22 protein-coding genes are annotated in these 24726 nt (G+C 67.6%); 4 read left to right on the top strand and 18 right to left on the bottom strand.

From position 1 onward, the window contains the following. Positions 1-3: 3 nt before the first annotated feature. The 6 genes from ligD to MRBLMI13_RS12780 form a co-directional block, all read right to left on the bottom strand. Positions 4-1056, bottom strand: a complete 1053-nt coding sequence (gene ligD / locus MRBLMI13_RS12805) for a non-homologous end-joining DNA ligase (RefSeq protein ID WP_367822949.1) — start codon at positions 1054-1056, stop codon at positions 4-6. A 40-nt stretch (positions 1057-1096) separates the two neighbouring features. Further along, positions 1097-2215: an SseB family protein gene (locus tag MRBLMI13_RS12800; protein WP_367822947.1), complete on the bottom strand. Its 1119-nt coding sequence runs from the start codon at positions 2213-2215 to the stop codon at positions 1097-1099. A 26-nt stretch (positions 2216-2241) separates the two neighbouring features. Then, positions 2242-4695: an ATP-dependent helicase gene (locus MRBLMI13_RS12795; RefSeq protein ID WP_367822945.1), complete on the bottom strand. Its 2454-nt coding sequence runs from the start codon at positions 4693-4695 to the stop codon at positions 2242-2244. 158 nt (positions 4696-4853) lie between these two features. After that, positions 4854-7709 carry a lamin tail domain-containing protein gene (locus MRBLMI13_RS12790; RefSeq protein WP_367822943.1) on the bottom strand — a complete coding sequence of 952 codons (2856 nt, stop codon included), beginning with the start codon at positions 7707-7709 and terminating at the stop codon, positions 4854-4856. Between the two features lie 127 nt (positions 7710-7836). Beyond that, complete coding sequence (locus tag MRBLMI13_RS12785) at positions 7837-8856, bottom strand: ABC transporter permease (RefSeq protein WP_367822941.1); 1020 nt, start codon at positions 8854-8856, stop codon at positions 7837-7839. After that, on the bottom strand, positions 8853-9863 hold the full coding sequence (locus MRBLMI13_RS12780; protein WP_309686568.1) for an ABC transporter ATP-binding protein: 1011 nt from the start codon (positions 9861-9863) through the stop codon (positions 8853-8855). The genes MRBLMI13_RS12785 and MRBLMI13_RS12780 overlap by 4 nt, the downstream gene beginning before the upstream one ends. A gap of 98 nt (positions 9864-9961) precedes the next feature. Here MRBLMI13_RS12780 and MRBLMI13_RS12775 point away from each other — a divergent pair, with 98 nt between their 5' ends. Further along, on the top strand, positions 9962-10357 hold the full coding sequence (locus MRBLMI13_RS12775) for a YccF domain-containing protein (RefSeq protein WP_042539456.1): 396 nt from the start codon (positions 9962-9964) through the stop codon (positions 10355-10357). Positions 10358-10389: 32 nt separating this feature from the next. Further along, positions 10390-10851, top strand: coding sequence for a hemerythrin domain-containing protein (locus MRBLMI13_RS12770; protein ID WP_153302145.1), 462 nt, complete (start codon positions 10390-10392; stop codon positions 10849-10851). A 9-nt stretch (positions 10852-10860) separates the two neighbouring features. On the opposite strand, the gene MRBLMI13_RS12765 is transcribed toward MRBLMI13_RS12770, so the two are convergent. Then, a complete protein-coding gene (locus tag MRBLMI13_RS12765; protein ID WP_367822938.1) occupies positions 10861-11847 on the bottom strand; it encodes a glycerophosphodiester phosphodiesterase family protein in 987 nt (328 codons plus the stop codon). A gap of 87 nt (positions 11848-11934) precedes the next feature. Between MRBLMI13_RS12765 and MRBLMI13_RS12760 the strand changes: the two genes are divergently transcribed. Next, positions 11935-12864, top strand: a complete 930-nt coding sequence (locus tag MRBLMI13_RS12760) for a Bax inhibitor-1/YccA family protein (RefSeq protein ID WP_367822936.1) — start codon at positions 11935-11937, stop codon at positions 12862-12864. 161 nt (positions 12865-13025) lie between these two features. Next, a complete protein-coding gene (locus MRBLMI13_RS12755; protein ID WP_042539239.1) occupies positions 13026-13298 on the top strand; it encodes a GlsB/YeaQ/YmgE family stress response membrane protein in 273 nt (90 codons plus the stop codon). A gap of 78 nt (positions 13299-13376) precedes the next feature. On the opposite strand, the gene MRBLMI13_RS12750 is transcribed toward MRBLMI13_RS12755, so the two are convergent. The 11 genes from MRBLMI13_RS12750 to MRBLMI13_RS12700 all read right to left on the bottom strand — a co-directional run bounded on the left by MRBLMI13_RS12750 (position 13377) and on the right by MRBLMI13_RS12700 (position 24586). Continuing rightward, positions 13377-14666, bottom strand: a complete 1290-nt coding sequence (locus tag MRBLMI13_RS12750) for an RNA polymerase sigma factor (protein WP_367822934.1) — start codon at positions 14664-14666, stop codon at positions 13377-13379. A gap of 1 nt (position 14667) precedes the next feature. Further along, the gene (locus tag MRBLMI13_RS12745; RefSeq protein ID WP_367822932.1) at positions 14668-15096 is read right to left on the bottom strand and encodes a YciI family protein; all 429 of its coding nucleotides are present in this window, start codon (positions 15094-15096) and stop codon (positions 14668-14670) included. Positions 15097-15209: 113 nt separating this feature from the next. Further along, positions 15210-16148, bottom strand: coding sequence for an L-lactate dehydrogenase (locus tag MRBLMI13_RS12740; RefSeq protein ID WP_042539233.1), 939 nt, complete (start codon positions 16146-16148; stop codon positions 15210-15212). Positions 16149-16229: 81 nt separating this feature from the next. Continuing rightward, entirely contained in the window at positions 16230-17816 is a 1587-nt protein-coding gene (guaA, locus tag MRBLMI13_RS12735) for a glutamine-hydrolyzing GMP synthase (protein ID WP_056375825.1), read from the bottom strand. Further along, positions 17813-18283, bottom strand: a complete 471-nt coding sequence (locus MRBLMI13_RS12730; RefSeq protein WP_042539231.1) for a DUF3817 domain-containing protein — start codon at positions 18281-18283, stop codon at positions 17813-17815. Before MRBLMI13_RS12730 ends, guaA begins: the two co-directional genes overlap by 4 nt. Before the next feature lie 41 nt (positions 18284-18324). Beyond that, entirely contained in the window at positions 18325-19302 is a 978-nt protein-coding gene (locus MRBLMI13_RS12725) for a class I mannose-6-phosphate isomerase (RefSeq protein WP_367822929.1), read from the bottom strand. After that, a complete protein-coding gene (locus tag MRBLMI13_RS12720) occupies positions 19299-20495 on the bottom strand; it encodes an ADP-dependent glucokinase/phosphofructokinase (RefSeq protein WP_367822927.1) in 1197 nt (398 codons plus the stop codon). The genes MRBLMI13_RS12725 and MRBLMI13_RS12720 overlap by 4 nt, the downstream gene beginning before the upstream one ends. A 30-nt stretch (positions 20496-20525) precedes the next feature. Continuing rightward, positions 20526-21389 (bottom strand): ketose-bisphosphate aldolase, encoded by an 864-nt coding sequence (locus MRBLMI13_RS12715; RefSeq protein ID WP_042539225.1) that lies wholly within the window; start codon positions 21387-21389, stop codon positions 20526-20528. Between the two features lie 46 nt (positions 21390-21435). Beyond that, on the bottom strand, positions 21436-22281 hold the full coding sequence (locus MRBLMI13_RS12710; RefSeq protein WP_042539223.1) for a carbohydrate ABC transporter permease: 846 nt from the start codon (positions 22279-22281) through the stop codon (positions 21436-21438). Positions 22282-22283: 2 nt separating this feature from the next. After that, the gene (locus tag MRBLMI13_RS12705; RefSeq protein ID WP_367822924.1) at positions 22284-23207 is read right to left on the bottom strand and encodes a carbohydrate ABC transporter permease; all 924 of its coding nucleotides are present in this window, start codon (positions 23205-23207) and stop codon (positions 22284-22286) included. An 83-nt stretch (positions 23208-23290) separates the two neighbouring features. After that, a complete protein-coding gene (locus tag MRBLMI13_RS12700; RefSeq protein WP_309686536.1) occupies positions 23291-24586 on the bottom strand; it encodes an ABC transporter substrate-binding protein in 1296 nt (431 codons plus the stop codon). Positions 24587-24726 lie beyond the last annotated feature (140 nt).

Genomic DNA, 24726 nt, shown 5'->3' with positions numbered 1-24726 from the left:
GCGTCATTCGTCGATCGGGTCGCCGTTCGCGTCCCAGTTCGCCTCGACCTTCTTGCTGGGCTGCACACGCGGCGGCTCCCCCGGCATCTTCGGGAACTCGGGCGGGAACGACAGCTCGCCCAGCCCCGCCTCCAGGTCGCGCTCCCACCACTCCAGCAGGGTGTCGATGCGGCCCGGGCTGCTCTGCTTGCCCGCCCACGGGTCACCGATCTCATCGAGTCGTTTCGGGATGCTGTGCACGGTGAACGCGGCGGGGTCGAGGCCGTCGAGCTCATCCCAGTGCACCGGCGTCGAGACCGTGGCTCCGGGAAGAGCGCGAGGGCTGTAGGCACCGGCCATCGTGCGGTCTCGGTTGGCCTGGTTGAAGTCGATGAAGACGCGTTCCCCTCGTTCCTCCTTCCACCAGCTCATCGTCACCTGCTCGGGCATCCGTCGCTCCAGCTCTCGGCCGGCCGCGATCACGGCGTGCCGCACGTCGAGGAACTCGTGCGTCGGCTCGATCGGGGCGAACACATGCAGGCCGCGGTTGCCGCTGGTCTTCACGAACGCGTCGAGACCGACCTCGCTGAGCACCTCTCTCAGCGCGTGTGCGGCGGGAACGGCGTCGGCGAACCCGGTTCCCGGCTGCGGATCGAGGTCGATCCGCAGCTCGACCGGGTTGTCGGGGTCGGAGGCGAGCGACGCCCACGGGTGGAACACGATCGTGTTCATCTGCGCCGCCCAGACGATGGCGCTCGGTCGATTGAGCACGATCTGCGGATGCCGTCGCCCACTGTTGTAGGTCACCGTGACATCGTCGACATAGTCGGGCGTGCCCTTGGGCGGGTTCTTCGAGAAGAAGCCGTCGCTGCCGAGTCCGTCGCGGAAGCGCTCGAGCGAGACGGGACGGTTGCCGTTCGCCTCGAGGAACGGAGCACTCACGAGCTGGAAGTACTCCGCGAGCTCGGCCTTCGTGATGCCGTCCTTCGGCCACACCACCCTGTTCGGGCTGGAGAGCACGACCTCGCGCTCCCCATCAGGATCGATGACGGTCAGGGGCACGCGTTCTGAGGCCATGCTCCGACCCTAGGGGGCAGGTGCGACGCGCGGAAGCCCGTCAGTCGTCGATATCGATCGCCAGGATCAGCACGGAGGTGAGCGCCTCGCGCTCGACCACGATGCTGGGCCCGGCCGGGTCGATGATGACACCGGCCATATCGACGTGGCTGGACAGGATCTTCGCCAGCTGCAGCGGCTCGAAGGGCAGCGGTCGATCGCCGCGCCCGAGCGCGAGCACCTCGAGCGGGTGCGAGAACAGCTGGAGGAAACGCTTGCCGTCAGGCGTCTGCGCTTCGGCGATGCCGACCTGCCCGCCGGGGTTGCCCTCGTTGACGGCCACCCACATGCGCTTGGTCGCGAGCGCCTCGCCGACCTTGGAGGCAGAGTCCTGCTCGCGCGGTGCGGCGATGAGCGACTTGACGGTCATGTCGACATCCGCCTGCTCGAGAGCCTTCTGCAACAGCTCGGTCGGGAACACCACGCGGTGCGGTGCCGAGGCGTTGTCGACGATGAGGCCGGCGAAATCTCCGGACACCACCTGCTGCAGTACCGAGGTGACCGGCTGTGCGACGGCCGATGTCGCCGTCGGGTCCTTCTCGAGCTGCACGGAGTCTCGCACGGCGGCAGCCGAGCTGAACGCCAGCATGAACTGGCGCTCACCATCGCGCACGACGGCGACCGCGAGGGGCTTGCCCTCACTGATCTGTGCCCGAGCATCGCCGTTCACCCGGATGTACATGTGGCCCTGCAGCGCCTGGCGGAGAACTCCGAGAAGCTGCTCGTTCGTCGCGCCCTGCTCGACCTCCTTGAGCGATTCGCGCAGCAGGACGTTGTCCTTCATGCCCGCGACGGTCTCGGTCTGCTCGGGCGGCAGCGCAGGTGCCAGCGGGAGCTTGCGCTCGGGCTCGGGCGCAGGAGCGGGCGCTGCGGGAGCAGGCACCGCAGTCGGTGCGGATGCCGCGGGAGCCGCGTCGGGATCGGGCAGCTCGACCTCGGGTCCGGCCTGCGCGCCGACACCGCGGAACGCCTGCACGGAGATCCCGATGGTGGGCGTGACCTCGGCGGCTTCGGAGGGTGTCTCCGCGACCTCCGGAGCGTCGACGACAGACTCCTCGGTCTCGGTGTGGTCGGCGACGACATCGTCAGCGGACTTCTTGCGGCGAGAGAACAGGGCCATATCAGCCAGCCTAACCCGCTACAGGGCTAGATCTTCTCGATCGGCGCGACCTTGATCAGCAGCTTCTTCTGGCCGGCGGAATCGAAACGCACGTGAGCGATGCGCTTCGCCCCCTCGCCCGTCACCGCGTCGACTCGCCCCTCGCCGAAGTCCGAGTGGCGGATGCGGTCACCGGCGGCGAGTTCGAGGTCGCCGTTGTCGCGCATCTTCGCCGTCACCCGGTTGGGGAACTTGTCCATCGCCGTGGACAGCGGCTTGAGCGAGTCGCGTGCTGGCAGCTGCTTCACCCCGAAGCGGTCGCCGGAACCGGAGCCGCCGAATCCGCCTCCCCTGCGTGCGTTGAGCGCGCGGGACTGCATGCCCCCGCGGGAGTTGACGTCGCCCGGCGACTGGCGCCAGTCGATGAGCCCGGCGGGGATCTCCTGCAGGAATCGGCTGGGCATCGCGACCGAGACCTCTCCGAACTGAGCCCTGGTCATGGCCAGCGACAGGTGCAGACGCTTGCGAGCGCGGGTGATGCCGACGTAGAAGAGTCGACGTTCCTCCTGCGGCCCCCCCGGCTCACCGGCCGAGATGCGGTGCGGGATGAGGTCCTCTTCGACGCCGGTCACGAACACCGCGTCGTACTCGAGCCCCTTCGCGGTGTGCATCGTCATCAGGGACACCGAGCCCGACTCGTCGTCGAGGTCGTCGGCGTCGGAGACGAGGGCGACCTCCGTGAGGAAGTCGACGATCGTCCCGTCGGGGTTGTTGCGGGCGAAGTCTCGAGCGACGGCGACGAACTCGTCGAGGTTCTCGACGCGGGCCTCGTCCTGAGGGTCGCGGCTCGCACGCAGCGCATCGAGGTAGCCGCTCTTCGACAGCAGCACGCTGAGCCCGTCGGCGACGGCGGTGGGCGCGGGGACCTCGCCGGAAGCGGGGAGCATGATCTCGGTCGCTTCGGCCAGCACGGCATCGAGCTGAGCGATGCCGGCCTGGATCTTCGGGCCGAAGCCCAGCTGATCCGGCACCGAGAGCGCCTGGCGGAAGGTGATGTCATGCTCTTCGGCGAAGCGGGCGATCGCCGTCTCGGTGACGTCGCCGATGCCCCGGCGCGGCTTGTTGAGGATACGTCGCACCGCCATCTCGTCGGCAGGGTTCGCGACGGCGACCAGGTAGGCGAGCGCGTCCTTGATCTCGGCGCGCTCGTAGAACTTCGTGCCGCCCATGATCTTGTAGGGCACGGCCGAGCGGATGAAGATCTCTTCCAGGGCGCGCGACTGCGAGTTCGTGCGATAGAAGACCGCCATCTCGGAGTACGGCATTCCGGCCCGGTGCAGCACCTCGACCTCGTCGGCCACGAACTGCGCCTCATCGTGTTGCGAATACCCGGTGAAGCCGACGATCATGTCGCCGTCGCCCTTGTCGCTCCAGAGCTTCTTGTCCTTGCGGTCGAAGTTGTTGCCGATCACGGCGTTCGCCGCGGAGAGGATGTTCTGGGTGGAGCGGTAGTTCTGCTCGAGCAGCACGACACGGGCGCCGGGGAAATCGCGCTCGAACTCGCTGATGTTGCGGATGTCGGCACCGCGGAAGGCGTAGATCGACTGGTCGGAGTCGCCCACCACGGTGAGCGAGGCGCCCTCGAGCTCGGGAGTGGTCTCGGGCTCGAAGATCATCATGCCGTTGGAGGCATACGGGTCTGGGCTCTCGCCCGTCACGGGCCGCGTCAGCTCGTGGATGAGCGCGTACTGGGCGTGGTTCGTGTCCTGATACTCGTCGACGAGCACGTGACGGAAACGACGGCGGTAGGTGTCGGCGACCTGCGGGAACGCACGGAACAGGTGGACGGTCTGCCCGATCAGGTCGTCGAAGTCGAACGCGTTCGCCTTCTGCAGCTGCCGCTGGTAATCCGCGAACAGCTCGACGAAGATCCGCTCGGCCGGGTCGCTCATGTTCGCCTGACGCGCATAGGCGTCGGCGTCCGACAGCTCGTTCTTGAGCTTCGAGATGCGCGACTGCACGGCTCCGGGGGTGAGCCCGTATGCGTCGGCCTCGTGCTGCTTGACCAGACGCTTGATGAGGGCGCGCGAGTCGCCCGAGTCGTAGATCGTGAACGACTTGGTGAACCCGAACTGCTGGGCCTCTCGGCGGAGGATGCGCACACAGGCGGAGTGGAAGGTCGAGATCCACATGCCCCGAGCGGCGTCGCCGACGATCGCCTCGACGCGCTCGCGCATCTCACCGGCCGCCTTGTTGGTGAAGGTGATCGCGAGGATCTGGCTGGGCCAGGCCTCTCGCGCCCTCAGCAGCGAGGCGATACGGCGGGTGAGAACGCTGGTCTTGCCCGAACCGGCTCCCGCGACGATAAGCAGCGCGGGTCCGCGATAGGTCACCGCCTCGAGCTGCTGCGGGTTGAGGCCGGCGAGGAGGTCGTCCTGTCCCTGCGCTCCCGTGGAGCGGGGGCCGACGGATCCGGGAACGATGAGGGGGGCTTCGGTCATGGCTCTATGAGTCTAGGCCGCGCCACCGACACTGCCGTCGGGTGGAAGTCCCCGCAGGGACGACGAGGCGCGGAACGCCCTCTCCGACGGTGCGCGCGAAGACGGCCTGGCGCACGAGTCATCGTGCACCAGGCCGTCCGTCGTGCAGGAGCGTCGTATCAGGCCGAACGACGACGTCGGCGGGCGACCAGCGCGCCGGCGACGACGAGCATCAGCGCCAGCGAGATCATCGCGACGGGGACTTCGACGCCGGTTGCGGCGAGCCCGCTCGGGTCGGTGACGTGGTTGACGTCGCCGGAGTTCTCGCCCGGGTCCTCTCCCGGATTCTCGCCGGGGTTCGCTCCCGGGTTTTCTCCCGGGTCCTCTCCCGGGTTCTCGCCGGGGTTCTCGCCGGTGACCCCGGGGAGGGTGCCGACGCGCAGCGCCTCCGAGGCGAAGCCGTCGGCGAACCACCAGACCGGGCGCTCACCGTCGACCGACAGCGAGGCCGGAGCCGTCGCGAAGCCCTCGTTGTTGATGTCCGGCATGCCGGCGGGGCGCGCGAAGTGCGCGAGTCCGGGCTGGGCCGTGCCGTTCAGCGTGATCTGCGCCGACTGCCCCTGGCAGCCGTCATCACAGACCGCCCACAGCACGTCGAGCACGCTGTCGTAGTCGAGCGCCATGACCCCGGCGAGCCCCGGTGCGATCTCCGAGACGAGAGTCGCCTGGCCGTCAGCGCCGAGCGCGAACGCGTAGACGTGGCCGTTGTCCTCGACCGCTACGAAGAACAGACCGTCACCGTGGCCGGCGTAGTCCGCCGGGTCGTAGGCCGAGCCGCTGTTGACATCGAAGAGCGCGCCCGCGAGCGCGCTGTCAGGCACCCACTGCACCGCCTCCATGCCGAGGTTCGCTCCCACGGCAGGAAGCAGCGCGGTCAGATCCCACTCCTGCTCGGCGACGAGATCGCCGGCAGAGGCCTCGGGATCGACCTTGAGGAGGGTGTTCTGGTTCACGCCCTTGGCACTGTTGTCGCGCTCCGAGGCGACGTAGACCGCCCCGTCGCCGTCGACGGTGATGCCCTCGGTGTCGGGGCCTGCGGCGCCCGGGTCCGAGGCATCCTTCTGGAACCGCACGCGCTTGCCCGATTCCCAGCCGGGGATCTGCGAGAACGAGCCGTCGGCTTGGGCCTCGAGCTTCCAGATGCGTCCGTCGCCGTTGTCGACGGCCCAGAGGAACGATCCGTCGGCGGTCTCCTGCACGTCGAGCCCCGAGCTGTCCTCGAGGAAGGTCGGCGCGGTGTCGAGCACCCGGACCTCGGCAGAACCCGGCCAGGGAGAGACCTCGATCTCTCCTGCACAGGTGTTGGCCTGGCCCTTGGTGCTCTCCGCGGTGACGGCGAATGCGCCGGTCGCATCGGGGCAGCGGCCCCAGGTGGTCGCGGCGTGCCCCGCACCCCAGGTGGTCGAGTCGACGAGAAGACCGCCGTCGAACAGGCGCACGGTGTCGCCGTCGCCCAGACCGAAGCCGAGGTCGGCACCCTCGATGACGAGGTGTCCGCCGGCGCTGATGGTGGTGCCGGCCGGGATCGCGTAGGAGTGCGTGTCGTCGTCGTCCTTCACGACGATGCCGGAGACATCGAGGTCGGATGCCGTCGGGTTGACGAGCTCGACCCAGTCACCCGGCGAGCCGGCGTCGGACTCGACCTCGTTGATGCGCACCGCGTTGCCGCACGCGTTGCGCTGCCCCTTGGTCGAGACCGAGATGTCGATGAAGTCGCCGCTGCCGTCTGCGCAGCGGGCGAGGACGCCTGCCGCGTGCGCGTCGTACACGTGCTCGTCGACGACGTTGAGGTTCGCGTCGCGCACGGTGACCGTGTCGCCGTTGCCGAGGCCGAAGACGAAGTCCGTGGGCTGGTCGAAGACGAAGTACGCGCCCGGTTCGAGAACGGTTCCCGCAGGCAGCGGAGTCGTCTCCGCGGCGTGGCCGACCGGATCGCCGTCCATGAGCGTCCAGCCGGAGAGGTCGACCGCCGTGCTGCCGGAGTTCACGACCTCGACCCAGTCGGTCGCGTCGCCGTTGGACTCGATCTCGTTGATGACCACATCGGGCATCACGCACGAGTTCGCGCCGCCCATGGTCGGGTGGGCCAGCACGAGGGCGCCCTCGCCGTCAGGGCAGCGTGCGAGAGTCGCGGCAGCGGCGTCGCCGTCGATCGCCGCGTGGCCCTCCCACGGAAGAGTGTCGTCGATCTGCGCGCCGACGGCGTCGAACAGTCGGATGCGGTCGGCGCTGCCGATCCCGATCGGGTCGCGGAACGCGGTCTCGGCGCCGTCGACGAGGCCGATCGTGCCCTCCTCGACCACGAGGAATCCGCCGGCGGCGATCTGCGTCCCCGGCAGGAACTGCCAGCGGTGGTCGTCCGAGTTGTCGCGGATCTCATAGCCGGAGATGTCGAGCGCGGCGTCTCCGGAGTTGTGGAACTCGACCCAGTCTGCGGGTTGCGAATCGACCTCGTTGATGACGATCGAACCGCCGACAGGGGCGTCCGGGGCGAACACGTTGGCCGCGCCCTTCGTGGACTCGGTGGTCTCGGCCCACTCGACCGTGCCCGCGACCTCGCGGGCACCCCAGGTGACAGCGGCGTGAGCGGTCCAGGCGGTCTCGTCGACGAGGGTCGCGCTCTGGTCGAACAGGCGGACCTGGTCGTCCTTTCCGAGACCGAAGGCGAAACCGCCGACGCCGTCAGCTGCCTCATCGAGCACGAGGTGGGCGCCGGGTTCGACGAGGGAACCGACGGGGAACACATACGACTCGTCGTCGCCGTCGTCCTTCACGACGAAGCCGCTCAGATCGACGACGGCGTCGGAGGTGTTGACGAACTCGATCCAGTCTCCGGGAACGCCCCCGCTGGATTCGACTTCGTTGATCCGGATGCCGAGTTCGGCTCCGGTGGCGGCGAGGGGCACGGCGAGCAGAGCGGCAGCGCTGAGCGCGCAGACCGTCGTGACCGCAGCCGCGGATTTCAAGCGGGACATGGGGCTCCTGGGGGAATCAGACGGGTATGACTCCACATCAGCGATGCCGCATGGCCGCCCGACGACCCGCAGGTGCACGGATGGTGAACGAGCGGTGGCGGTTCACATCCGAGCAGCGGGTCGCCGGTCAGGCGATGCGCGTTCCCGGAGGCAGCCGCTTGGCCGGCGTCCGGGTGCGCGACCACGCCCCGGCGAAGAGCCCACCGGCGATGAGGATCTGCACGCCGAGGCCCACGAACCAGCTCGGGACCGTGCTGGCGATGATCTTCTCGGGGGTCGGATACTCGAACACCTCGTTGGAGCACTCGTCCCAGCTCTGCTCGACCGGCGGCTGCTGGGCCGTGCGGACCCCGAGCTTGATCTGCCCGAACATGTCGACGGGGTAGCCGTCGGCGTTGAACTCGGTCGGTGTGGCGTCGGCGAGGACCACGAACGGGTTCGCGGCGAGAACCCACCAGACGTAGTCGAAGCGCGGAACCTCCTGCGTGTAGGTCTCCCAGGAATCGCAGTCCACGATGCCGTTCGCGTCGTACGGGCGGCTCTGCTGCTCGACGTCGGTCCGCACCGCCAGGCCGCCGAGCGCGAACACGACCAGAGTGCCGATCGTGAGCCCGGCGACGACGAGGTACGTCGTCGCGACGGAGAACAGCGGGCGGGCGATCAGGCCGCTCAGCCCCACACCGATCGCCGCGACGACGATGATCTCCACCACGAGCACCAGCAGCGAGACGAGCAGCACCACGGCATTCGCTCCGCCGCCCAGCAGCGAGATCGCCAGGAAGGGAATCGCGACGATCAGGAACGCGAATCCCGTCGCGACCGCGGCGGCGAGCTTGCCGAGCATGATGTCGCCGGTCGAGGCGGCCGTCACCTGGACGGCCGCCAGGGTCGCGGCGTCGCGATCCCCGTTGATGGCGTTGCCGCTGAGCGTGGGCGACACGAGCACGACGAGCAGGAGCACCATGTTCACGACGATCGAGAAGACGCCTGCGCCGACGAAATCGGCCCAGGAGTAGACCACGAATGCGAGCACGGTGACGCCGAGAAGGAGCACCCCGAAGATTCCGAGGAGCACGTACCAGCCGACGCTGCGGAGTCTCTGCGTCAGTTCGAGACGGGCGATGATGCGGATGTTCGAGATGCTCATGCGCCTGCCTCCCCGTTGTCGGTCGCTGCGGGCGGGGAGGGCGGCGCCGTCGGAGGAGCCTGCGCCGCAGATCGCGCTGCGGCCGCAGCCGGGTCGTTCAGGGTGAGGAAGGTGTGCTCGAGCGCGCTCTGCGCGGGGGCGAATTCCGAGATCTGGAGACCCGCCTGCACCAAGGAGCGCAGGCCCAGTGCGGCCGCCTCCTCGGAGTCGAAGCCGACGAGCACTCCCCCGCGATCGGCACCGAGCGACTCGATCGGCAGTCCGAGGGTCTGAGCCACCTGCCAGGAGTCCGCGTTCTGACGGGCGGCATCGGCCCCCAGCAGCCGGACGCGCCAGGCACGCCCCGTCGACTGCCCCGGCGCGGCATCGACCACCGAGCCCGCGACGAGGAACACGGCGTCGTCGACGACCTCCTCGAGCTCCGACAGGATGTGACTCGAGATCAGCACCGTGCGTCCCTCGGCCGCGAAGCTCCGCAGCAGCGTCCTCAGCTGGATGCGCGCCTCCGGATCGAGACCCGATGCGGGCTCGTCGAGCAGCAGCACCTGCGGATCGTGCACGAGCGCGCGGGCGAGGCCGAGCTTCTGCTTCTGGCCGCGCGACAGCACTTTGGCCGGAGAATCGGCGAGATCTCGCAGACCGACGAGCTCGAGCAGCTGCGCCGCCCGGGCGGCTGCGTCCGGCACCGGGATGCCGTACAGCCGTGCCGTCGTCGTGATCGTCTCGCGAGCGGTCAGCGACGGCCACGCGCCGAGGGCGTCCGGCATCCACCCGAGCAGCCGTCTCGCCGCGAGCGCGTCCTCCGACGGGTCGACTCCGGCGATGCGAATCGTCCCCGCGTCCGGAGCCAGGAGCGACGCGAGCATCAGCAGCAGCGTGGTCTTGCCCGCACCGTTGGGGCCGACGAGTCCGGTCACCCGCCCTGGCTCGGCGCGCAATGTCGCGGAGCGCACCGCCTGCACGCTCCCGAACGATCTGCTGACACTGTCGACGATGATTCCGGTCATCGGGGCAGTCTTGCATCTGTTCTCGCCGGATCACGGGAGGCCGAAACGGATACACAGCGAATCGGCAGATGTTCAGGCTGCGGTGCGAGGATCGAGACGTGCGAACGATCCTCAACATCATCTGGCTGATCTTCGCCGGATTCGGTCTCTTCCTCGGCTACATGCTGGCGGGCATCCTGCTGTGCATCCCGATCGTGACGATCCCCTGGGCCATCGCCTCGTTCCGCATCGCCCGCTACGCGATCTGGCCGTTCGGACGCGAGATCGTCAGCAAGCCGACCTCGGGGGTCGGCTCGTTCCTCGGAAACGTGCTGTGGGTGATCCTCGCGGGTTGGTGGCTGGCGATCGGCCACATCGTCTCGGGTCTGCTGCTCTGCGTCACGATCATCGGCATCCCGATGGGCATCGCCGACTTCAAGATGGTGCCCGTCTCGCTGATGCCGCTCGGCAAGGAGATCGTGTCTCGCAAGGGCGCATTCGACCGCACCCTCTGACGGATCGCACCGTCCGACCTAGACTGGCCGGAATGGATGCCGACCGCCTGATCGCCTGGGACGAGGAACTGCGCCGGGCCCACACCCGACTCCGAGCGGCCCTGGAGGCGACGCGAGCGGCTCTCGACGAGGGCGACGACCGCCCGGATGCCGCCTCCGATCTCGCCCTCTTCTGCATCGGCTTCTGCTCCGCGCTCGACGGCCACCATCTGAGCGAGGACCGCGCCCTGTTCCCGGCCCTGCGTGCGGAGCACCCCGAACTCGGCGACGTGATCGACAAGCTCATGCAGGATCACTCGATGCTCGCGCACCTGCTCGGCGCACTGCGAACCGCCGTCGAGGACGGCGAGAGGGCCGAGACGATCGAACGACACCTCGGCGGTGTCGCCGCGATCATGGAGTCGCACTTCCGATTCGAGGAGCGCGAGATACTGGCCCCGCTGCGCGCACTGCATCTCGATCGCGCGGTGCCGGACGTGCTCGGCCCGCTCTGAGCACGCCGCTCAGTCTCGGAAGAACCCGACACCGAGATCCGGATGGTCGACGAACACCCCGTCGACCCCGGTGCGCGCGATGACTCCCCACTCGGCCTCGTAGTCGCCGTACGCGCTCTTGCCCCCACCTGCACGGAACTCCGACGCCAAAAACCTGTTCTCGGGCCGACATGTCCACGTGAAGACCGTGAGCCCCCTGGCATGGGCGTCTTCGACGATCGTGTTGCCCCGCGCGAGGAGCATCCGCTTGTCGACGCTGATGCCGTCGACAAGCCTCGCCCACCCGTCGAGGCCCTGGGCGGTGACGGCGTCCTTGTACGTCTGCCCCTTCGACCCGTGTGCGACGAAGAGGTCGTATGGTCGCCCCGCGGCCTCGATCAGGTAGACGTAGGATGCCGCGACACCGCGTTCCTTGAGCTGCGCGAGCACCGTGGATTCGAACGACTCCACGATCAGCGGCAGCTCTCCGTTCGCCCACCCCGCGGCGCGCAGATCACGGTCGATGAGCGGCGCGAGGTCCAGGCCGACGCTCGCGAAGTACGTCGCGTGCTTGACCTCGAGCACGACGCCGATCTCACGGCCGTACTCGACAGACCCCGCTCGCACGATGTCGAGCACGTCGATGAGACGGAGGATCCCTTGCGACCCGTTGAAACTCGCACTCGACGCTCGCACCTCGGGGAGACGTTCGCGACTGCGCAGCGTCGCGAGCTCGTCCCACGTGAAGTCCTCGGTGAACCAGCCGGTGAGCGCCTCGCCGTCGATGCGCTTGGTCGTCTTGCGCTCGGCGAACTCCGGATGTTCGGAGACATCCGTCGTACCCGAGATCTCGTTCTCATGCCGCACGACGAGCACGCCGTCCTTCGTCGCCACCACATCGGGTTCGACCGCATCCACCCCCATCGCGAGGGCGAGCTCGTAGGAGGAGCGACTGTGTTCGGGACGGTAACCGGGCGCACCGCGGTGCCCGATCACGAGAGGCGATTTCCTGGGCACGCTCTCAGCGTAGGACACCCTGATGAACCGGCATTCCGGCTATCGTTGAGGAAAGAGACCTACAACCCACTTTGGAGTGAGGCCCACATGAGCAACTTCGCCTTCAACAACCCGGCGTTCCAGCAGCAGGATCCGCGCAACGTCGCGACCTACCCGGGTGCGCCGCAGGGCGCTCAGGGCGCACAGGCCGCGTCGTTCCAGCACGGCACGATGGACGCTGCTGCGAACGCACAGCTGGAGGGCATGTACGCCGCTCCGCCCGCCGGCGCCATCGAGACCGACCGCATGTCCGTCGAGGACACCGTCTGGAAGACCGCCGGACTCTTCGGAATCCTTCTCGTCACCGCGGCCATCGGCTGGTTCGTGACGCTCGGCGGCGTCGCGGCACCCGAGCAGAACCCCTACAACCAGTTCCAGCCGAACATGCTGCCGTGGATCGTCGGTGCACTCGGTGGCTTCGTGCTCGCGATGGTCATCTCGTTCACGTCACGCAAGAAGGTGCGCCCCGCGCTGATCTTCGCGTACGCCGCCTTCGAGGGTCTCTTCATCGGTGGCATCTCGGCGTTCTTCGAGGTGCTGTACCCCGGCATCGTCTTCCAGGCCACCCTCGCCACCGTCTCGGTGGTCGGCGTGACTCTGGCGCTCTTCGCGAGCGGCAAGATCCGTGCGTCGAAGAAGGCCACCAAGATCTTCATGATCGCCATAATCGGCTACCTCGTCTTCTCGCTGCTCAATGTGGTCCTCACCTGGACCGGCGTCCTCGGCGAGGGAGCGGCCTTCGGTCTGCTCAGCAAGGTCGAGATCCTCGGCATCCCGCTGGGTCTCATCATCGGCGTTCTCGTGGTCATCATGGCCGCGTACTCGCTGGTGCTCGACTTCGACCAGATCCAGCAGGGCGTGCGCAACGGCGCTCCCCGCAAGTACGGCTGGCTCGGCGCCTTCGGCATCATGGTCACGGTCGTCTGGCTCTACGTCGAGATCCTGCGCATCATCGCGATCGCCCGCGGTAACAACTGACGCGAATCGCTTCGCCGTGAGGCCCGCCTCCCCCTGGGAGGCGGGCCTTATTGCATACCTGGGGGCCATGGCGCAAGGGGTTGGCTGATAATTAGCTGGGAGGGCACTATGGGTAACACGAGCCCTGGCACCCCGGGGCTCACGAAATAAAGGAGCTGAACATGAGCTTTCTCGGATTCCTTCTTCTCGGCCTCATTGCCGGAGCAATCGCAAAGCTGATCCTGCCCGGAAAGCAGGGCGGCGGATGGCTCATCACGCTGCTGCTCGGCGTCGTCGGCGCCTTCCTCGGCGGCTGGCTCGGAAGCCTGATCCTGAACCGTCCTCTGACTGAGTTCTGGGACCTCGGCACCTGGCTCCTCGCCATCGGCGGCTCGATCATCGTGCTGCTGATCTACGGCCTGGTCGTCAACCGCGGCAGCAAGGCCCGCAGCTGACACACCGCAGTACCGGAACCGCCCTCTTCTCCAGCGTCGCTGGCGAAGGGGGCGGTTCTCTGCGTATGGGGCCTGTGCTCAGCGCCCTTCGGCCTTGGCCCGCAGCAGTGCGCGCTCTCGATCGTTGCCCGCGAGCGACGCTGCCACCGCGAATTCGCTGCGAGCCTCGTCGTCGCGCCCGAGCCGCAGTAGCAGCTCGGCCCGCGTGGCGGGAAGAAGGTGGTACCCCGCGAGCGCGCCCGAAGATGCGAGACGGTCGATGATCTGCAGGGCAGAGGCCGGCCCCGTCGCCATCGCGACGGCCGCCGCACGATTGAGTTCGACCACGGGCGACGGAGCGATGCGGCCGAGCGCCTCATACAGCACCACGATGCGATCCCAGTCGGTCTCGTCTATCGACGCGGCGACCGCATGGCATTCGGCGATGGCGGCCTGAAGTCCGTACGGGCCACGACCCGCGCCGAGGGCGTCCGCTGCCCCCAGGGCTGCACGCCCGCGGGCGATGCGGCCGCGATCCCAGCGACGACGGTCCTGATCGGCGAGAAGAACGGGATCGCCGTGCGCGTCCACCCGGGCGGGGAAGCGTGCGGCGGTCAGCTCCATGAGGGCGACGAGGCTGTGCGCGTCCCGCTCCCGCGGCATCAGCGCCGCCAGCACGCGTGCGAGTCGGATCGCCTCCAGACTCAGCTCAGGGCGCATCCAGTCGGGCCCGCTGCTGGCCGCATGGCCCTCGTTGAAGATCAGATACAGCACGCCCAGGATCGCTCCCAGTCGCGCCGTGTGCTCTTCGCGAGGCGGCATCTCGAAAGGGACGTTCGCCGCCGCGAGGGTCTTCTTGGCCCGCACGATGCGCTGCTGCACGGTCGCCGTCGGCACGAGGAAGGCCCGGGCGATCTCCTCGCTCGACAGACCGCCCACGACGCGCAGGGTCAACGCCACCTGGGCTTCGCGCGAGAGCACCGGGTGGCACGAGATGAAGATCAGCCGGAGCACGTCGTCGTCGACGGCATCCGGGTCCCAAGGGGGCGCGTCCGCCGCCTCGGCCTGCTCCCGCTCGAGGTCGTGGGCGAGCACGGCCATGCGGTCGTCCAGCCGTTCGCGGCGGCGCCAGCCATCGATCGCCTTGCGCTTCGCGACCGCCGTGAGCCAGGCCGCCCCGTTGCGAGGCACACCGTCGACGGGCCACTGCTGCAGAGCATCCAGCAGGGCTTCCTGCGCGAGGTCCTCTGCAAGGCCGAAGTCGCCCACCACGCGCGTGAGCGTCGCGACGATCTTCGCCGATTCGATGCGCCACACGGCGGCGACGGCTCGCCGCGCACCCTCATCAGGTGCGGAGCGAGCCGTCTCGCGGTGCGGTGTGTCGGTCATCTCACTGCTGTGCGCGACGCGCCTCTTCCTCTTCGCGCCAGCCCTTCTCCTTCTCGATCCACTCGTTGTCGGCCGGGAAGTCCGACTCATCGGTCACGCGTCGCACCTCGAGGAACGACCCGGGTCCGAGCGGCGCCCTGCTCGCCCACTCCGCCGCCTCTTCACGGCTCGAGACCTCGAGGATCCAGAAGCCGTTGAACAGCTCCTTCGTCTCTCCGTAGGGCCCGTCGGTGATCAGCGGCGTCTCGGCGCTGAAGTCGACGACGAATCCCTCAGCGGCGTCGCTCAGGCCCTCGCCTGCAGCCAGCACGCCGGCCTTGATCATCGACTCGTTGTACTTGCCCATGGCCTCGATGATCTGCTCGAACGGCATCTCCTTGTACGCCTCGACCGCTTCGTCGTTCGAGCGCATGATCAGCATGTACTTCATGGTGTTCTCCTTGGTGGTGGGGCCGCCTGTCGACCCTCTCATTGAAGACGTCGAACAGGGATGCCTCAGATCGACATCGTGCCGAAAAAACTTCGAGAGTCTCCCGAGGCCGATCAGCCGAGTTCCTCGACCGCCACGCGGATCGCGTCGGCCGAGGCCTGCAGAAGGGCTTCCTCGTGGTCGCTCATCGGTGTCTCCGCGAGCGGAACCGCGCCCGCCGCGCCCACGACCGACGGCACCGACAGAGCCACTCCGTGGATGCCGTACTCGCCGTCGAGCACCGTCGCGACCGGAAGAACGGCACGCTCGTCGTGCAGCACGGCCTCGGCGATCCGGGCGCAGCTGACGCCGATCGCGAGGTTCGTCGCCCCCTTGCCGCGGATGACGGCATACGCCGCGTCGCGCACCTCGATCGCGATGCGGTCGAGCTCCTCGGTGGTGAACGGCTCGTCGGCGGGCCAGTCCAGGATCGGCACCGACCCGATCGTCGCGTTCGACCACAGCGGGAACTCGGTGTCGCCATGCTCCCCCACGATGTCGGCGTGCACGCTCGCGGTGCTCACATTCGCGCGATGCGCGAGACGCCAGCGCAGACGCGAGGTGTCGAGCACCGTGCCCGAGCCGAACACCCGGTGGGGCTCGAGCCCCGAGACGCGCTGCGCCACGACCGTCATCACGTCGGCGGGGTTCGTGACGATGATGAACACCGCGTCCGGAGCGCGCTCGACCAGCTGCGGCATCAGCGTCTCGAGCAGTCGCGCATTGATGCCCGAGAGCTCCATGCGGGTCTGCCCGGGCTGCTGCTTCGCCCCCGCCGTCACCACGATCACGTCGCTGCCCTCGACGACGGCGAGATCAGAACCGCCGCTCACCGCCGCCGACGTGAACTGCGTGCCGTGCGCCAGGTCGAGCACCTCGGCGTCGACCTTGTCCGTCGCGATGTCGTAGAGCGCGACTTCGGCCGCACTCCCCCGGATCAACGCGGCATAGGCCACGCTCACCCCCACGCTGCCTGCACCGATAACCGTGATCTTCGTGCGTGCCTTGGTCATACGCTCATCCTGCCCGAAATACCGCGAACGGGCACGGACCGCGATGGTCCGTGCCCGTTCATGGTCATGCGAGCGAAGAGCTCACTCCCACTCGATGGTTCCCGGCGGCTTCGACGTCACGTCGAGCACGACGCGGTTGACGTCGCGGACGCCGTTGGTGATGCGGTTCGAGATCTTCGACAGCACGTCGTAGGGCAGACGCGTCCAGTCGGCCGTCATGGCGTCTTCGCTCGACACCGGGCGCAGCACGATCGGGTGGCCATAGGTGCGTCCGTCGCCCTGCACGCCCACCGAGCGCACATCGGCGAGCAGCACGACGGGGCACTGCCAGATGTCCTGGTCGAGGCCGGCCTTGGTGAGCTCCTCACGCGCGATCGCGTCGGCTTCGCGAAGGATCTCGAGGCGGTCCTGTGTGACCTCGCCGATGATGCGGATGCCCAGGCCGGGTCCGGGGAACGGCTGACGGCCGACGATCGCCTCGGGGATGCCGAGCTCGCGGCCGATCGCGCGCACCTCGTCCTTGAACAGGGCCCGCAGCGGCTCGATGAGCTCGAAGTCGAGGTCGTCGGGGAGCCCGCCGACGTTGTGGTGCGACTTGATGTTGGCCGTGCCCGCACCGCCACCCGACTCGACGACGTCGGGGTACAGCGTGCCCTGCACGAGGAACTTGACCGGGGCGCCGCCCGAGGCCTTCGCCTCGGCGACGAGGTCGAGCTGCACCTTCTCGAAGGCGCGGATGAACTCGCGACCGATGATCTTGCGCTTCTCCTCGGGGTCGGTGACGCCCGCGAGGTGACCGAGGAAGACATCTGCCGCATCGACCGTGATCAGACGCACGCCAGTGGACTCGACGTAGTCCTTCTCGACCTGCTCGCGCTCGCCCTTGCGCAGGAGGCCGTGGTCGACGAAGACCGCGGTCAGCTGGTCGCCGATCGCCTTGTGCACGAGGGCGGTCGAGACCGCCGAGTCGACGCCGCCGGAGAGCGCTGAGATGACGCGGGCGTCGCCCACCTGCTCGCGGATGCGCTCGACCTGCTCGGCGATCACGTTGCCGCTGTTCCAGTCGGATGCGAGACCCGCGCCCTTGTGCAGGAAGTTCTCGATCACGCGCTGGCCGTGGTCGGAGTGCTTGACCTCGGGGTGCCACTGCACGCCGTAGAAGCCGCGCTCCTCGTTCGCGAACGCCGCGACCTTGGTCGCATCGGTCGTGGCGAGCACGTCGAAGCCCTCCGGTGCCTTGGCGACCTGGTCGCCGTGGCTCATCCACACGTTCTGCTCGGCCGGCTGGCCGCCGAGCAGCGTGCCGCCGTCACCCGAGACGACGGCATCCGTCGCGCCGTACTCGCGGAGGCCGGTGTTCGCGACCTCGCCGCCGAGGGTCTGCGCCATGTACTGGAAGCCGTAGCAGATGCCGAGCGTGGGCACGCCGAGCTCGAAGACCGCGGGGTCGAGGCGCGGAGCGCCCTCCTCGTAGACCGACGACGGACCACCCGAGAGGATGATCGCGACCGGGTTCTTCTCAGCGATCTCGGCGGCCGTGGCGGTGTGCGGCACGATCTCGCTGTAGACGCCGGCCTCACGCACCCGACGGGCGATCAGCTGCGCGTACTGCGCGCCGAAGTCGACGACGAGCGTGGGGCGCTGCTGGGTCTCGGACTGTTCGGTCACCGGACACCTTCCGTGGCAGGGGCGGGGGCCGAGGCGGCCTCCCTAGAAGCGAGGTAGGCCTTGACGTCGCGAGCGACGATGGCCTCCATGAAGAACGACAGCAGCGGGATCACGCCGCCGAGCGCGAGCAGGATGAAGCGCAGGAACGGCCAGCGCATGAGGCTCCACATCCGGAAGCACGCGAAGAGGTAGACGACATAGAACCAGCCGTGCGCGACGAGGATCGAGAGCGAGATGTTGAGTCCGTCGCCGGTCGATTCGAGGCCCTCGGGCCCCTCGACCACGGGTGCGAACCACAGCAGACCGCCGGATCCCCCTGCGAAGAGCTCGAGTCGGATCGGCGTGTACTTCAGCACCATCTCGGCGACCAGCAGGAGCAGCATGACTCCGGTGATGATCGACGCGATCTGGTAGAACTTCAGCGCACCACGGATCGCCGGAAAGCTGGCGACTTTCGGTTCGGGCATGACTCCAGTCTACCCGGGCGGAATCCGCGTCGATTCCGGCCTCAGGGCGTCGGTGGGCGCGCCACGAGCAGTTCGCCGACTCCGGTCGCGTCGAGTGCTCCGGCCGCGTGCGGAACGACGAGAGTGGCCCCCGTATGGTGCTCGACGCCGCCGATCACGACGTCGCCCGCGCTCACGATCAGGACCGAGAAGCCCTGGTCGATGACGGTCGGGCCGTCGACGGGGACACGCTCGAGACGGAAGTACTCGTCGGCGGGGTGAGGGAAGACCGAGTCGGATGCCGGAGCGGGGCCGATGAGCTCTCCGAGGTCGCTGCGCGACCGCCCCCTGCGGTTCACCGCGGCGAGCGCGACCTCGAAACCGAGTCCGAGGTGACCGACCGCGGCTCCGTCGATCGCGTAGTCGTGCCACTCGAGGAGGATCGAGAGATCCTCGGGCTGCTGCAGTTCGAGCAGCAGGATGCCGGCGCCGATGGCGTGCAGCTCACCCGGGGGCACCCAGACGACGTCGCCGGGATGGACGTCCACCGCGTGCAGCAGGTCGAGCAGCGCCGCCGAGTCCTGCCGATCGACGAGGTCCGCCAGCACGTCGGCCGCGACGTCGTCTCGCAGTCCGACGTGCACCGTGCCGCCCTGCAGGATGTACCAGGCCTCCGCCTTGCCGTGCGCGGTGCCGAGGTGCGTCGCCGCGAAGTCGTCGTGCGGGTGCGCGTGCACCGGCAGGCGTTGCCCCGCGTCGAGGAGCTTGACCAGCAGGCGCGTGTCGGCGCCCCACCGGGCGACGTGGCGCTCACCCAGCCACGCGATCGGGTCGTCGGCGACCGCCTCTCGCAGCAGCCGTCCGTCGGGGAGTCTGGTGAGTCCGACGAGCGCCTCGCCGTTGACCGTGGTCGTCGACGCGATCCAGTCCTCGGGTTCGCGGGGTGCGGAGGCCCGCTCTCCCCGGAAGCCGCTGATGCGCGCTCCCCCGCGATAGAAGCGCTCGGCCGGTCGGTTCGACGGCAGCAGGATCGGATTCACTCGGTCTCCCTCGATCGCACGGCTCCGGCGAGGAATCCCCCGACGAACGTGTCTCCGAGGCCGACCGTGGTCGGCGATGCGACATCGAGCGAGAACGCCGCGACGCCCACGGCATCGGGCAGCGCATCCTCGACGGCGACGACGAGCGCCTGCCCTCCCCCGTGGCGGGGCAGGTCTGAGGTCTCCTCGACGTCGCGCTCGGTCAGCCGGTCGCCGATGCGGTAACGGGTGGCGGCGACACGCACGGCGCTGTCGAGCGCGGCACGGTGCCGACCGGCATCCGGCCCTGTGGCGATCGCCCAGTAGCGTGTGTGCACGACCAGGGCGCGCGCGGGGATGATCATCTGCGCTTCGTGGAGGGCTCGGATGACGTCGGACTGGTCGAGCAGATTCACCGACCGGCCGACGTACTCCTGCAGCTCGTCTTCGTTCATGCCGTAGACGTCGATCTGCGGCAGCAGGCGAGCCCGGACCGTCTCGGCGAAGCTCCGCGTGTAGAAGCCCGCGTCTTCGTAGTAGACGAGAGAGTCATCGGGCAGGCTCTGCATCGCCGTTCGCACCTCGGCGAGCCGGAGCTCGAGCAGATCATGATCCTGCATCGTGTTGAACCCCGAGACGAGGAACACCCCCGCACCCGCGAGGGCGTCGGCGAGGTCGGGCGCCAGCAGCATGCGCCGATTCGGCGGGTCGTTCGCGAAGATCAGGCGGTTGGGTGCGGGCGACAGGACGTCGCCGTCTGTGAGCCGCACATGCGCGCCGACCGGGTACTGCACGATGAGGTGCGGATCGAGGGTGTCCTCCGTCGCCGAGCAGATGTACGACATCGACTCCGGAAGCAGCCGGCGCACGTTGTCGTCGATGCTCACCAGGTGCTGCACGCTCGGGATGCCGAGGGCATCGAGCACGAGACCGGCTCGCACCCCGGTGCCTCCGAGCGTGATCGTGTGCGCGAAGTGCGACACGAACGCCTCGATCACCTCGGACGAGGCGACGAACCGCTCCGCCCCGGTTCCCGAGGCGACGAACGCGAGCACCGCCACCAGCAGCGAGCGTTCGTCGATGATCGGCGCCGTGGTCGTCAGTTCATGCCGGCGCACACCGTGCGCGTGCGCCAGCCTGTCGAACACCGACGAATCCCAGGTGAGCTCGTAGTCGACTGTCCCGCCGAGTCCGAGTACGAGCGTTCTGTCCACGTCGCCGATCATCCTTCCGAGGTCCGAGGTTCAGTACAGCGACGCCTTGCCGTCTGCGCCGAACAGGTCGATCTTCTCAGCAGCCGTGGCCTTCATGGCCTCGAGGGCCGCCGGCTGGATCGCGTTGGGTTCGCGCAGACGCTGATCGGTGCCGAGGATCTCGCGCATGCGGTTGTGGTACGAGACCTTGATGTCGCTCGAGATGTTGATCTTGTTGACGCCCAACTCGACGGCGCGGCGGAGCTCGGCATCCGGGTTCGAGGAACCGCCGTGCAGCACCAGGGGGATGCCGACCGCGGCCTTGATCTCCTCGAGCAGATCGTGACGCAGCTCGGGGTTCTTGTCGCTCGGGTACAGGCCGTGCGAGGTGCCGATCGCTATGGCGAGGCTGTCGACGCCGGTCTCCTCGACGAAACGCACCGCGTCTTCCGGGTTCGTGTAGATGATTTCCGCGGCACCCGACTCGCCGTAGCTGTCGTTGGCGCCGATCGTGCCGAGCTCTCCTTCGACCTGGATCCCCACGGCATGAGCCGCATCGACGACCTTGCGGGTCAGCGCCACGTTCTCGTCGAACGGCAGCAGCGAGGCGTCGATCATGACCGAGGTGAAGCCGGCCTTGATCGCGGTGATGATCTGCTCGTAGCTGCCGCCATGGTCCCAGTGGATCGCGACGGGCACGCTCGAGCGGTGCGCACGGGAGTGCATCGCCGCGATCAGATCGGTGGTGATGTGAGACACCTCGTCGGGGTGGATCGCGATGATGACCGGGGCGGCCTTCTGCTCGCTGATGTCCATGACCCCGTTGAACATCGCCCAGTCGCTGATGTTGAACGCCGGGATGGCGAAGTTGTTCTCGTTGGCGACATCGAGGATGGATTTGCCGGTGTAGAGCACGTGTTTTCTCCTGTTTCGTGGTGGTCGGTTGTCCGTCGGCGCGACGTCAGCTCTTCACGGACCCCGCCGTGAGACCGCTGATGAAGTACCGCTGGAAGATGAGGAAGAGGATCAGCACGGGGATGGACCCGAGCACGCTCATCGCCATGATCTGGTTCCACTCGTATGAGTGCTGGCCCATGAGCAGCTGGATGCCGATGGGAACCGTGCGCATGTCGATGGTGCGGGTCAGCGTCAGCGCGAACAGGTACTCGTTCCACGCGATCATGAACGTGTAGATGCCGACTGAGACGATGCCGGGAACCGAGATCGGCACCAGGATCCGCCAGAGGGCGGTCATGGACCCGGCGCCGTCGACACGGACGGCCTCGTCGAGCTCCTTCGGCAGGGTGTTGAAGTAGCCGGTCATCATGATGATCGCGTAGGGCAGCGTGAACACCATGTAGGTGAGGATCAGGCCGAGGTACGAGTTGTACAGCCCGAGCGCGACCATGAGTCCGAAGTACGGGATCAACAGCGTGATCGGAGGCACGGCCTGCACGCTGACGATCACCACGTTCAGGATGCGCTTGCCCCGGAACTCGAACCGGCTGAACGCGTAGGCCGCCTGGATCGCCACCAGCAGGGTGAGGATCGTGACCGACCCCGCCACGATGTAGCTGTTCAGGAAGAACCGCATGGTCTCGGGGTTCGTGAAGATCGCGATGTAGGCGTCGAACGAGAACGTGTCGGTGATCAGCCGCGGGGGAAGCTCGAAGATCTGCGTGTTCGACTTGAACGAGCTCGACAGCATCCACAGCACGGGACCGGCGGCGAAGACCGCGCCGATGATGAGACCGATGGTCAGGCCCGTCTTGGCGACACGGCGCTGGGCGAGGGCGGTGAGAGCCATGATCAGTCCCTCGCTTTCTGGTGACGGACGTAGAACACGGCGAGCACCATCGACATCAGCAGGACCAGGACCGCGGAGGTCGCCGCGAGCGAGAAGTCGTATTTGGCGAAGGCGAGCTTGTAGGTGAAGGTGCTGAGCACCTCTGTGACATCGATCGGTCCGCCACCCGTGGTCATCCAGATGAGGGCGAACTGCTGCGAGGTCCAGATCAGGTCGAGCAGCACCAGGCTGATGATGATGGGACGCAGCTGCGGGATGGTGACGTTCCAGAACCGCTGCACGCTGTTCGCGCCGTCGACGGTCGCAGCCTCGTGCAGTTCGGCCGGAACTCCCTGGAGGCCCGCGAGCAGGCTCACCATGAAGAACGGGTAGCCGGCCCAGATGTTGATGAAGATGATGGTGCCCAGCGCGAGCTGCGGAGAGGCGAGCCACTCGATGTCGGTGTTGAGCAGGAAGTTGACCACGCCGTTCGGCGCGAGGAGCATGCGCCAGAGCACGGCGATCACCGCGACGGTGAAGAGCCACGGCAAGACGTAGAGAGCCCGGAAGAGCGAACGCGAGAACCGACCGAGCAGGGGGCTGTTGAGCATCATCGCGAACGCGAGACCCAGTACGAGGTGCGCTGCGACGCTCGCCACCGTGAAGAGGATGGTGTTGCCCGTCGCCTTCCAGAAACCGGGATCCGAGAGGATCTCGACATAGTTCTGGACTCCGACGAACTCCGGCGACTTGTTCAGGATCACGTTGTCCTGGAACGAGTACCCGATCACCATCACGATCGGGATGATCATCAGCACGAACAGCAGGATGATCGTCGGCGAGAGGAATCCGTACGACTCCGTGGTCTTGCGCAGCTGTCGGCGTCGCCGCGACAGCGCGACCCCTGTGACGATCACCTCGGTGTCGTCTGACATCTTCAGGCTCATGGGAACCGGTGCTCCTTGGTTGGTCGGGTGCCGCACCGGACTCGTCGCGATGCGGCACCCCGTTCAGGTGGGGAGGCGGAGGATCAGAACTCCGCTTCCCAGGCCCCTTGCGCGGTCTTGAGCGCGTCGTCGATCGACTGCTGCCCGTCGAAGGCCGACTGCAGCTGCTCACCGAGCAGACGCATCAGCTCTTCGGCGACGGGGAGTCCGGTGAACTCGTTCGCCGGGTAGCCCGCCTGGTAGATGTCGAACGCCTGCTTGAACAGCTCGTCGTCGTTCACGAAGTCGGGGACCGACTTCGAGTTGCCGGGGAAGGCCTTGGCCATCGTCGAGAGCTCGGAGTTGGTCTGCTCGCTCATGAGGAACTCGACCAGCTTGAACGCGGCGTCCTTGTGCTCCGAGTTCTCGGCTACGCCGATGCCCCAGGATGCGTACGGGATGCCCCGCTCGCCGTCGTATCCGTCTTCAGCCGGAAGCGCCGAGATCGAGAACTGCAGATCGGGGTTGGTCTCGCGGATCAGGTTGATGTGCGCCAGCGAGTCGATCATCATGCCGACACGGCCGTTCGTGAACTCCTCGACCTTGTCCTGCTCCTTCATCGTGAAGGAGCCCGAGGCGATCGAGCCGTCGTCCCACATGCCGCCGATGAAATCGACCGCCGAGGTCACGTCGTCGTTCGTCAGATCGGGCTGGCCGTCCTTGAGCATCGAGCCGCCAGAGGCCCAGACCCACGACATGACGTCGTTCTGCACGCCGTTCGGAGCCTCCAGCGAGAGCGGGAGGACCCAACCCGAGACGTCGCCACCGAGGGCCGAGACCTTCGAGGCTGCGTCCGCGAACTCCGTACGGGTGGTGGGTGGAGCAGTGACGCCCGCGTCGGCGAGCAGGGTGTCGTTCGTGAACATCGGGTAGACGAAGTTCACGACGGGGATCATGTAGGTGCTGCCGTCGACCTGGATCTGACTCGCCAGCTCGCTGTCGTCGTAGTCGTTCTCCTCCATGAGGGCGGTCAGGTCGGCGATGACGCCCTGCGACGCGAAGTCGTTGACCCATGCGCCGTCGAGGCCGACGACGTCGGGCATGGTGCCGGATGCCGCGCCGGCGAAGAGCTGCTCCTTGGTCGATGCGTACGGTCCGCTCACGAGCTCGACCGTGATGCCGGGGTTCGCGTCTTCGAACTCGTCGATGAGCGCTCGGAACTCGCCGTCGGGGAGCTCCGGCTCCCACCACTGCGCGAATTCGATCGTGACGTCTCCGCCATCCCCGCCGTCGGTTCCGCTGTCGCCTGCCGCGCACCCAGCCACGGCCAGGACTGTCACGGCTGCTGTCGCGGCGCCGGCGAGCTTGAGAATGCGTCGCCCTCGTCCCACTGTGATCATCACTTCTCCTCTTCGAGATCGTGCCGCACACGCGCTTCGATGCTTGTTCATGCGGTTTTGAGCAATGTTATGCGTTCATTTGCCGGAACGTCAAGCACTTCTTTGCACTATTCGGTGGATGTAATCACAGATTCGTTCCC

The organism is Microbacterium sp. LMI13-1-1.1, assembly GCF_040815625.1.
GTDB classification, from domain to species: domain Bacteria; phylum Actinomycetota; class Actinomycetes; order Actinomycetales; family Microbacteriaceae; genus Microbacterium; species Microbacterium forte.
Note: the sequence above shows the minus strand (reverse complement) of the source record. Positions and strands in the feature narration are given on the sequence as shown.

What these genes read in the sequence shown, in the direction of transcription:
- MRBLMI13_RS12755 (WP_042539239.1), top strand. Translation starts at nt 13,026, where the DNA reads ATGAGCTTTCTCGGATTCCTTCTTCTCGGCCTCATTGCCGGAGCAATC.
- MRBLMI13_RS12800 (WP_367822947.1), bottom strand. Translation starts at nt 2,215, where the DNA reads ATGGCCCTGTTCTCTCGCCGCAAGAAGTCCGCTGACGATGTCGTCGCC.
- MRBLMI13_RS12795 (WP_367822945.1), bottom strand. Translation starts at nt 4,695, where the DNA reads ATGACCGAAGCCCCCCTCATCGTTCCCGGATCCGTCGGCCCCCGCTCC.
- MRBLMI13_RS12760 (WP_367822936.1), top strand. Translation starts at nt 11,935, where the DNA reads ATGAGCAACTTCGCCTTCAACAACCCGGCGTTCCAGCAGCAGGATCCG.
- MRBLMI13_RS12740 (WP_042539233.1), bottom strand. Translation starts at nt 16,148, where the DNA reads ATGACCAAGGCACGCACGAAGATCACGGTTATCGGTGCAGGCAGCGTG.
- MRBLMI13_RS12710 (WP_042539223.1), bottom strand. Translation starts at nt 22,281, where the DNA reads ATGGCTCTCACCGCCCTCGCCCAGCGCCGTGTCGCCAAGACGGGCCTG.
- MRBLMI13_RS12780 (WP_309686568.1), bottom strand. Translation starts at nt 9,863, where the DNA reads ATGACCGGAATCATCGTCGACAGTGTCAGCAGATCGTTCGGGAGCGTG.
- MRBLMI13_RS12730 (WP_042539231.1), bottom strand. Translation starts at nt 18,283, where the DNA reads ATGCCCGAACCGAAAGTCGCCAGCTTTCCGGCGATCCGTGGTGCGCTG.
- MRBLMI13_RS12790 (WP_367822943.1), bottom strand. Translation starts at nt 7,709, where the DNA reads ATGTCCCGCTTGAAATCCGCGGCTGCGGTCACGACGGTCTGCGCGCTC.
- MRBLMI13_RS12745 (WP_367822932.1), bottom strand. Translation starts at nt 15,096, where the DNA reads ATGAAGTACATGCTGATCATGCGCTCGAACGACGAAGCGGTCGAGGCG.
- ligD (WP_367822949.1), bottom strand. Translation starts at nt 1,056, where the DNA reads ATGGCCTCAGAACGCGTGCCCCTGACCGTCATCGATCCTGATGGGGAG.
- MRBLMI13_RS12700 (WP_309686536.1), bottom strand. Translation starts at nt 24,586, where the DNA reads ATGATCACAGTGGGACGAGGGCGACGCATTCTCAAGCTCGCCGGCGCC.
- MRBLMI13_RS12785 (WP_367822941.1), bottom strand. Translation starts at nt 8,856, where the DNA reads ATGAGCATCTCGAACATCCGCATCATCGCCCGTCTCGAACTGACGCAG.
- MRBLMI13_RS12750 (WP_367822934.1), bottom strand. Translation starts at nt 14,666, where the DNA reads ATGACCGACACACCGCACCGCGAGACGGCTCGCTCCGCACCTGATGAG.
- MRBLMI13_RS12705 (WP_367822924.1), bottom strand. Translation starts at nt 23,207, where the DNA reads ATGAGCCTGAAGATGTCAGACGACACCGAGGTGATCGTCACAGGGGTC.
- MRBLMI13_RS12770 (WP_153302145.1), top strand. Translation starts at nt 10,390, where the DNA reads ATGGATGCCGACCGCCTGATCGCCTGGGACGAGGAACTGCGCCGGGCC.